The sequence below is a fragment of the Oerskovia sp. PE-21s genome (assembly GCF_056158145.1).
Genome location: NZ_JBUXJM010000012.1, coordinates 114,647 through 122,699, shown reverse-complemented (window position 1 = coordinate 122,699; position 8,053 = coordinate 114,647). Strand labels below are relative to the sequence as shown.

General features: G+C 71.7%; 6 protein-coding genes. 1 reads left to right on the top strand and 5 read right to left on the bottom strand.

All coding sequences use genetic code 11. The features are described 5' to 3' along the window. Positions 1-91: 91 nt before the first annotated feature. Positions 92-1,192, bottom strand: coding sequence for a hypothetical protein (locus ACZDYF_RS18715; RefSeq protein ID WP_475061252.1), 1,101 nt, complete (start codon positions 1,190-1,192; stop codon positions 92-94). Positions 1,193-1,308: 116 nt separating this feature from the next. Here ACZDYF_RS18715 and ACZDYF_RS18710 point away from each other — a divergent pair, with 116 nt between their 5' ends. Next, positions 1,309-2,148, top strand: a complete 840-nt coding sequence (locus ACZDYF_RS18710; protein ID WP_475061246.1) for a CPBP family intramembrane glutamic endopeptidase — start codon at positions 1,309-1,311, stop codon at positions 2,146-2,148. Between the two features lie 105 nt (positions 2,149-2,253). Here the strand turns inward: ACZDYF_RS18710 and ACZDYF_RS18705 are convergent, their stop codons facing one another. The 4 genes from ACZDYF_RS18705 to ACZDYF_RS18690 form a co-directional block, all read right to left on the bottom strand. After that, complete coding sequence (locus ACZDYF_RS18705; RefSeq protein WP_475061263.1) at positions 2,254-3,987, bottom strand: dipeptide ABC transporter ATP-binding protein; 1,734 nt, start codon at positions 3,985-3,987, stop codon at positions 2,254-2,256. Positions 3,988-4,004: 17 nt separating this feature from the next. Further along, entirely contained in the window at positions 4,005-5,054 is a 1,050-nt protein-coding gene (locus ACZDYF_RS18700) for an ABC transporter permease (protein WP_204810055.1), read from the bottom strand. A gap of 1 nt (position 5,055) precedes the next feature. Continuing rightward, the gene (locus tag ACZDYF_RS18695) at positions 5,056-6,168 is read right to left on the bottom strand and encodes an ABC transporter permease (RefSeq protein ID WP_364078139.1); all 1,113 of its coding nucleotides are present in this window, start codon (positions 6,166-6,168) and stop codon (positions 5,056-5,058) included. A gap of 146 nt (positions 6,169-6,314) precedes the next feature. Continuing rightward, positions 6,315-7,955, bottom strand: a complete 1,641-nt coding sequence (locus ACZDYF_RS18690; RefSeq protein WP_475061228.1) for an ABC transporter substrate-binding protein — start codon at positions 7,953-7,955, stop codon at positions 6,315-6,317. Between the last annotated feature and the right edge of the window lie 98 nt (positions 7,956-8,053).

Below are 8,053 nucleotides of genomic sequence, written 5' to 3'. Positions count from 1 at the left end.
CCGCGGAAAGGGGGTTTGAGGCCCCTGATCCACGTGGATCAGGGGCCTCAACTCACTTCTCGGCGTCAGGCGAGGACGGAGCTGCTGCGCGTCAGGACGTCGCGGAGCCCGAGGCCCCGGCCCCCGAAGCGCTCCCGGCCCCCGTGCCTGCACCTGTGCCGGGCTGCTGCTCGAGGTCGGTGGCCCCTGAGCCGGAACCCGCACCCGCGCCACCGGTCCCGCCCGTGTCGCCGCCCGTCCCCGGCGTCGGGTTCGGCTCCGGCGTGACAGGCGTGGTCGGCTCGGGCTCCGGGGTGGTCGGCGCGTCGGTCGGCGCCTGGGTCGGGACCTCGCTCGGGGCCGGGCTCGGCGTCGTGCCCGAGCTCGGCGCGTCGGTCGAGTTGTCCGTCGTGTCGCCGGTCGTGTCTCCCGTGTCTCCGGTCGTCGCGGGCTCGCGCGAGACGACGTGGCTGATCGACGTGCCCGAGCCCTCCTCGCCGCGCAGGATCTCGCTCAGCGGGCGTCCGGCGACGACCTCGACGAGCGTCACGCCCACGATCAGCACGAGGAAGACACCGACGGCCGAGAGGATCAGCGTCTTGCGGCTCGGACGGCGGGACGTCGTGTCGTCGCCGTCCGAGGCGTCGCCGTCCCGGGTGTCGTCCGAGGTGACGCCGTCCTGCGGGCCGTCCGTGCCGTCGTCGGGCCCGTCCGTGGCCGCGGTGCGCAAGCCGTCGAGGCGCGTGCCGCCCACGTCGTCGGCCGAGAGGACCGCGGTGTCGGCAGCCTGACCGTCCGCGCCGACAGCGGGCAGCACGCCGGTGCTCTCTGTGGTGTCGTCCGCGCGACCGTCGCTCGCCGAGTGCGACCCCGCGAGCGTCGGCAGCAGGACCTTGCGGCCGTTCTTGCCCACGGGCAGCACCACGCCCGCCTTCATCGCGGCCTTCATCTGCCGACGCGTCTTGAGGATCGAACGCGTGTAGAGGTTGTTCCCGACGACCGTCAGGACCGACGCCACGCCCGCACCGATGATCGTCCCGGCCACGCCCAGGTAGGACAGCAGGACCGTCGAGCTCACGGCAGCGAGCGCGCTCGCGACGACCTGCGTGACGGAGAGGCCCGGCGGCTTCTCGTCGAGGTCGTCGTCGGCGGCGCCCGGTGCGGGGGCGTCTCGGGCGGTCGGGCTGATGGAGGGGGGTCTGTGCGAAGTCACGGTCCTCCCAGGGTAGGAAACGCGTCTGCACGCCCTCCGGACGCCTGTTGACCAACCGACGAGGATTGTGTGAAGACCGCGCAGCGCTCCCCCGCGGCGGGTGCTATAACGGCCAGGTGACCACTCCTCCCGGCACTCCCCCCGAGACCGGCAAGCGCTCGCGCTGGGCCCCGACGACGGCCGACCACCCCGAGACCCGGCGCCGCATCGGTGCCGAGATCTGGATCCTGCTGGGACTGAGCCTCGGCCGGTCGGGCGTGTACGCGATCGTCAACATCGTCGCGCGCCTGACCGAGGGCACCCCGCTCGCCGAGCAGAGCACGAGCCTCAACAACTCCCAGTCACCCCGCCCGTACCTCGACCTGACCTATCAGATCCTCAGCATCGGCTTCGCGCTCATCCCGGTCGCGCTCGCGCTCTACCTGCTCTCGGCGCGCGGCCGGTCGGTCACCCGGGCCATCGGGCTCGACGGCAGCCGCCCGTGGCGCGACACCGGGTGGGGGTTCGCGCTCGCCGCGGTCATCGGCATCCCGGGCCTGGGGCTGTACGTGGTGGGGCGGGCCCTGGGGATCACGGTCGAGGTCAACCCCGCCAACCTCGCCGACTACTGGTGGACCGTGCCGATCCTGATCCTCGCGGCCCTCCAGAACGGCCTGCTCGAGGAGGTCATCGCGGTCGCGTACCTGTTCGAGCGCACCAAGGACCTCGGCTGGGGGCGCGTGAAGTTCGTCGTGTGGAGCTCGCTGCTGCGCGGCTCGTACCACCTGTACCAGGGCATCGGCCCGTTCGTCGGGAACGTCGTGATGGGGATCGTGTTCTCGTGGTTCTACACGAGCAGGTGGGGGCGGCACCGGGTCGTGCCGCTCGTGATCGCCCACACGATCCTCGACGTGGTCGCGTTCGTGGGCTACGCGCTGCTGCCGCGCGAGTGGCTCGAGGCGCTGGGCGTCGGCTAGCCGAAACTCGGTCCCTGCGGCACGCCGCTGAGTGCGGAGCAGCTGTCGTCAGAACCGCCGTTCGACGGCAGCTGCTCCGCACTCAGCGGACGGGCGCGAGGACCGTCAGGAGCGCAGCGCCGCCAGCTCCTCCCGGCGCGCGGCCTGGAGCACCGGGTCCGGCACGGGCAGCGACGCCAGGAGCTGCTTGGTGTACGTGTGCTGCGGGGCCCCCAGCACCTCGGCCGACGTGCCCTCCTCCACGAGCCGGCCCCGGTAGAGCACCGCGATCCGGTCGGCGAGCAGGTCCACGACCGCGAGGTCGTGACTGATGAACAGGCACGCGAACCCCAGCTCGCGCTGGAGCTCGGCGAAGAGGTCGAGCACGCGCGCCTGGACCGACACGTCGAGCGCCGACGTGGGCTCGTCCGCGACCAAGAGCTCGGGGTCGAGCGCGAGCGCCCGGGCCAGGCTCGCGCGCTGGCGCTGCCCGCCGCTCAGCTCGTGCGGGTACCGGTCGCCGTACGAGCGCGGGAGCTGGACCGACTCGAGCAGCTCGTCGACCCGTCCGCGCGCGTCGCGCGCGTCCCCCGCCCGCCCGTGCACCACGAGCGGCTCGGCCACGCACTCGGCGATCGTGAGCAGCGGGTTGAAGCTCGACGCGGGGTCCTGGAAGACGAACCCGATGCGCGGCCGCACGGGCCGCACGTCGCGCTCGCGCGCACCCCGCATCTCGATGCCCAGCACCGACAGCGAGCCGCCCGTCACGGGCGTGAGCCCGCCGATGGCCCGGCCGATGGTCGTCTTGCCCGAGCCCGACTCCCCCACGAGCCCCAGCACCTCGCCGGGCCGGATCGACAGGTCCACGCCGTCGACGGCCACGAACGCGGGCTTGCGGAAGCGGCCCGGGTACTCGATCCGCAGCCCCTCGGCCACGACCACGGGCGCGCCCTCTGCCCAGCCGTCGGCGCGCGCCTCGACCCGTGCGGCCGCGTTGACCACGCCCCCGCCGACGCGGGGCACGGCCCCGAGCAGCGACCGCGTGTACTCGGCCTGGGGGTCCTCGAACAGCGACCGGACGTCCGCCTGCTCCACGACCTTGCCCTGGTACATCACGGCCACACGGTCCGCGAGGTCCGCGACGACGCCCATGTTGTGCGTGATGAGGACGATCGCGGTCCCGAACTCGTCGCGGCAGCGCCGCAGCAGGTCGAGGATCTCGGCCTGCACGGTCACGTCGAGCGCGGTCGTCGGCTCGTCGGCGACGATCAGCCCGGGGTCGAGCGCGAGCGCCATCGCGATCACGACACGCTGCTTCTGCCCGCCCGAGAACTGGTGCGGGTACTTGTCCACCGCCGTCTCGGGGTCGGGGATGCCGACCCGGCGCAGCACGTCGATCGCCTGCCTGCGCCCTTCCGCGCGTCGCACGCGCCGGTGCGCGCGGAGCCCCTCGACGATCTGCCAGCCGACGGTGAAGACCGGGTTGAGCGCGGCGGACGGCTCCTGGAAGACCATCGCGACGTCCGTGCCGCGCACGGCCCGCAGCTGGGACCGGCTCAGCGCGACGACGTCGGACTCGCTCGTCCCCGCCTTGTTCGCCAGCACGACGGCGCCCCTCGCCGTCGCGGTCTCCGGCAGCAGGCCGAGGATCGTCTTGGCGGTCACGGTCTTCCCGCTGCCGCTCTCGCCCACGACCGCGAGCACCTCGCCCGGGGCGACCTCGAGGTCCACCCCGTCGACCGCGCGGATCGGCCCGGCGTCGGTCGCGAAGGAGACCGTGAGGTCCCGGACGGTGACGACCGCACCCGAGGTGCGTGACGTCGTCGGGCGTGAAGCCTGTGCCGGTGCCGACCCCGGCACCGCGTCCTGCTGCGCGCTCACGGGCGCACCTCGATTCCCTCGTCGCCCAGCGTGCCCGAACCTTCCAGCCCGCCCAGCCCCGCGGGGCCGGCCGCGAGCGTGCCGCCCGGCACGACCGACGTCTCCGCGACCTCGCCCGCCCCGACGGCGGCCGCCCGGCGGCTGCGCAGCCGCGGGTCCGCCAGGTCGTTGAGGCTCTCGCCCACGAGCGTGATGCCCAGGACCGCGAGCACGATCGCGAGGCCCGGGAAGAGCGCGGTCCACCAGATGCCGCTCGTGACGTCGGACAACGACTTGTTGAGGTCGTAGCCCCACTCGGCCGCGGCCGTCGGCTCGATGCCGAAGCCCAGGAACCCGAGCCCCGCGAGCGTGAGGATCGCCTCGGACGCGTTGAGCGTCACGATGAGCGGCAGCGTGCGCGTCGCGTTGCGCAGCACGTGCCGCCCCATGATCCGGCGGTGCGGCGTGCCGATGACGCGCGCCGAGTCGATGAACGCCTCGGCCTTGATCCGCACGGTCTCCGCGCGGATCACGCGGAAGTACTGCGGGATGAAGACCACGGTGATCGAGAACGCGGCCGCGAGGATGCCGCCCCACAGGTCCGACTGCCCGCCGCTGATGACGATCGCGAGCAGGATCGCGAGCAGCAGCGACGGGAACGCGTAGACCGCGTCGCACACGACGACGAGCACGCGGTCGAGCCAGCCCCCGAAGTACCCCGAGACCAGGCCCAGCAGGACGCCGATCACGATCGACGCCGCGATCGCGACCACGATCACGAGGGCCGCGGTGCGCGCTCCCCAGATGACGCGGGACAGGACGTCGTACCCGCCGACGGTCGTGCCGAGCAGGTGCTCGGCCGACGGCGGCTGCTGCGCCCCGAACAGCACGTCGCCGCTGCGGAGCTGGCTGAACCCGTACGGCGCGAGCCACGGCGCGGCCAGCGCCGTGAGCAGGAAGAGCGCCGTGATGACCAGGCCCGCGACGAGCATGCCGCGCTGGAGGCCCACGCTCTGCCGGAGCTGGTGGACCACGGGCAGACGGCCCCAGGAGAGTCGGCGTGCCATGTCAGTACCTCACCCTCGGGTCGATGAACGCCGCGAGGACGTCCACGAGGAAGTTCGTGACCGCGACGATCACGGCCAGCAGGACGACGATCCCCTGGACCGCGACGAAGTCCCGGGCCTGCAGGTACTGCGCGAGCATGAACCCGAGGCCCTTCCACTCGAACGTCGTCTCGGTCAGGACCGCCCCGGCCAGGAGCAGGGCGATCTGCATGCCCATGACGGTGATGATCGGGATGAGCGCGGGACGCCACGCGTGCGTGCGCACCAGCCGGTGCTCGGACACCCCGCGCGAGCGGGCCGCGTCGACGTAGTCGGTCGCGAGGGTCCCGATGACGTTGGTGCGCACGAGCCGCAGGAAGACCCCGGCGGTCAGCAGCCCCAGGGCCACGCCCGGCAGGACCGCGTGCATCAGCACGTCGCCCAGGACCGCAGGGTCGCCCGTGCGGATCGCGTCGACGACGTAGAAGCCCGACGGGTCCGGCAGGGCCATCATCTGCAGCTCGGCCCCCGTGGACGCGCGCCCCGCGACGGGGAACCACCCGAGGCCTACCGAGAAGACGAGCTTGAGCAGGAGTCCCGCGAAGAACACTGGCGTCGCGTAGCAGAGGATCGCGAAGACGCGCAGGAACGCGTCGGGGATCCGGTCGCGATGGTGCGCGGCGAGGAGCCCGAGGGGCACGCCGACCAGGAACGCGATGATCAGGGCGTAGACCGCGAGCTCGAGCGTCGCGGCGCCGTAGGTCGTCAGGACCTCGGACACCGGGCGGTTGTCGCTGATCGTGGTGCCGAAGTCGCCACGTACGATCCCGCCCAGGTACTCGAGGTACTGGACGATGATCGGGCGGTCGTAGCCGGCCTCGTGGATGCGCTCGGCGAGCTGGTCGGCCCGCAGGCGCCCGCCGAGCGCGGCCGTGATGGGGTCGCCGGTCGAGCGCATGACGACGAACACGGTCGTCACGAGGATGAAGACGGTCGGGATGATGAGGAGGAACCGGACCAGGACGTACCGTCCCAGCCCACCTCCTCCGGACGTCTTCTTCCGCGGGGGTGTGGAGCGGGAGGTCCCGGTGCCCGGCGGGTCGGCCGTGGTCACCTGGTCGGTCGTCGTGGTCATGTCGTCCGTTCGTCGTGGTCCGAGCCGCGCTGCTCGGTGGCCTGCGATGCTGCTGCGCGGGCTCGGGCGACCCGAGCCGGCTGGGCTCGGAGCGGTGGTCCGGCCGACGACGATCGTCGGCCGGACCACCCCGAGCGCCTGTGGGGTCAGCCCTTCGAGAGCGCTCCGTAGCGGAACTTGAAGGACGCGTCGAGCGTCTTCTCGGTCCCCTCGACACCGGTGCCCACGACCGCGACCTGCGCGCCCTGGAGGTAGGGGACGGTCGAGAGGTCCTCGGCGACCTTGCCCTGGATCTCCTCGATGAGAGCCGTGCGGGCTGCCGGGTCGGGCGTGGCGGCCTGCTGGAGGATCAGGTCGTTGACCTCCTGGTCGTCGTAGTGGTTCGCGAGGAAGTTCTCCTGGAGGAAGAACGGCGTGAGGTAGTTGTCGGCGTCGGAGTAGTCCGGGAACCAGCCGAGCTGGTACGCGGGGTAGACGTCGGCGGTGCGGTCCTTGGCGTACTGGACCCACTCGGTCGTCTGCAGGTTGACCGTGAACAGGCCGCTCTCCTCGAGCTGGTCCTTGATGAGCGCGTACTCCTCGCCCGAGGACGGGCCGTAGTGGTCGTTGCTGTACTGCAGGTCGAGCACGACGGGAACCGTGACCCCGGCGGCCTCGAGGGCTGCCTTGGCCTTGTCGGCGTCGGGTCCGCCCTGGCCGTCGCCGTAGAGCTCCTTGAGCGGCTCGACCGCTCCGGTCAGGCCTGCGGGGACGTACGAGTACAGCGGCGTGTAGGTGCCCTTGTAGACCTGGCTCGCGATGGCCTCTCGGTCGATGAGGTCCGCGACGGCCTGGCGCACGGCGAGGGCCTTGGCGGGGTCTGCCCCCTCGGCCTTGGCGCCGTAGGGCTGGGAGTCGAAGTTGAACGTGATGTAGCGGATCTCGCCGCCGGGGCCGTCGACGACCTCGACCTTGTCGTTGCCCCGCAGGTCGTCGATGTCGGTCGCGGACAGGCTGCGGAAGGCGACGTCGATGTTGCCCTCCTGGATGTCCAGCTTCAGGTTCGACGCGTCGGCGTAGTACTTGGTGTTGACCTTGGCGGTCGCGGCCTTGCCGAGCACGCCCTGGTAGTCGGGGTTGGCCTCGTAGGAGATGAGGTTGTTGAAGTCGTACTTCGCGATCGAGTACTGGCCGGCGAACGCCTTGCCCGAGACGATGTCGGCGTCCGGTGTCAGCGCGTCGGCCGCGAACACGTCCTCGTCGACGATGGGGCCGGCCGGGCTCGACAGGATCTGCGGGAAGACCTGGTCGTCGGGCGACTTGAGCGTGAAGACGACGGTCGTGTCGTCGGGCGCGGCGACGCTCGCCAGGTTGTAGAGCAGCGAGGCGGGGCCGTTCTCGTCGTTGATCGCGACCTGACGGTCGAACGTGAACTTCACGTCGGAGGACGTGAGGTCGTTGCCGTTGGCGAACTTCAGGCCCGGCTTGAGCTTCACGGTGTACTCGGTGGGGCCGGTGAACTCGGCGGACTCGGCGATGTCGGGCTCGACGTCGGGGCTGCCGTAGGGGGTGTTCAGGAGGAACGGGAACACCTGGTTCATGACCGCGAAGGACCCGTTGTCGTAGGAGCCCGCGGGGTCGAGGGTCGTGACCTTGTCGGTCGTGCCGATGGTCAGCGCGCCGCCGGCGCTCGCGGCGCCGCCGCCGTCGTCGTCGTTCCCGCCGCCGCCGCACGCCGTGAGCGTGAGCGTCACGACGGCGATGCCCGCCGTTGCGGCGAGGAGCCGCTTCCTGGAAACGGTCGTCATCCGTCACACCTCTTCTTCGGGGTCGTCAGGTGGGTGCGCGGTGGCGCTCCCACGACCTGGCGCTGTGACCAAGGTGCGTGATGTCTAACACACCGTTG